The sequence below is a fragment of the Paraclostridium dentum genome (assembly GCF_012922555.1).
Lineage (GTDB): Bacteria > Bacillota > Clostridia > Peptostreptococcales > Peptostreptococcaceae > Paraclostridium > Paraclostridium dentum.
Window position 1 is genome coordinate 1 of record NZ_WIPK01000069.1, and the last position, 750, is coordinate 750.

General features: G+C 60.5%; 1 protein-coding gene. It reads right to left on the minus strand.

Annotated elements, in window-relative coordinates:
• Positions 1-750: AAA family ATPase (locus tag GFJ41_RS20935; protein ID WP_206001598.1), on the minus strand; the 750-nt coding region annotated here is incomplete at both ends.

Genomic DNA, 750 nt, shown 5'->3' on the forward strand with positions numbered 1-750 from the left:
GTGGAGAAGTCGTTACCGGTGACGATGATGGGGACGCGGGCGTTCTCCTGCTTGTTGTACATGCCGGGGAGCTGGACGTTGGTGGGGTTGTCGGCGATGTTCATCAGCGTGGCGTTCACCATCTGGTTGTTCACCGTGTACTGGGTGGTGCCGCCCATGCGACCTGCACCCGCGTCCAGATCGTTGATGAAGAGGCAGCACATCTTCCCCTTCTTGATGATGTCGGCGGCCTCCCTGTAGCGCTGCCTGATGAGCTTGGCGGGCTCTCCGGCGTTGCCGCTCTCCAGCTCTCCGGCGCTCATCATGATGGGGTTGATCCCCAGCTTCCTGAACACGAGCTCGCACTGGAAGGACTTCCCCTGCCCCTTCCCTCCCCAGACACCCAGGATGAGAGGGATCTTGATGTTGGGCAGTGTCATGAAGTTCTTCGCCAGGTGGACGACCAGCTTGTCCATGAAGGCGGGGGCGATGTAGAACCCGTCTAGCTTGTTGTCCATGTCGTACTCGCGGAGGCCCTGGCTGAGGTACTCGTAGGAGCTGAGGACGGCGTCGTGGGTGCCCATGCCGGTGGGGGCTTGGAAGAGAGGGTCGACCAGACCCTTCCCTCTGGTGATGTCCTGCTGGTCGTCCGACGCGTCCTCGATCAAACCCTTCCATCTGTCATCTTCGGTCTGTTTAACTTCCGCCGACACTTTGAAGCTCCCCTTGGCCACGTTGCTCGATTTGACGGCCGCCGCCTTCTTCAAGCTC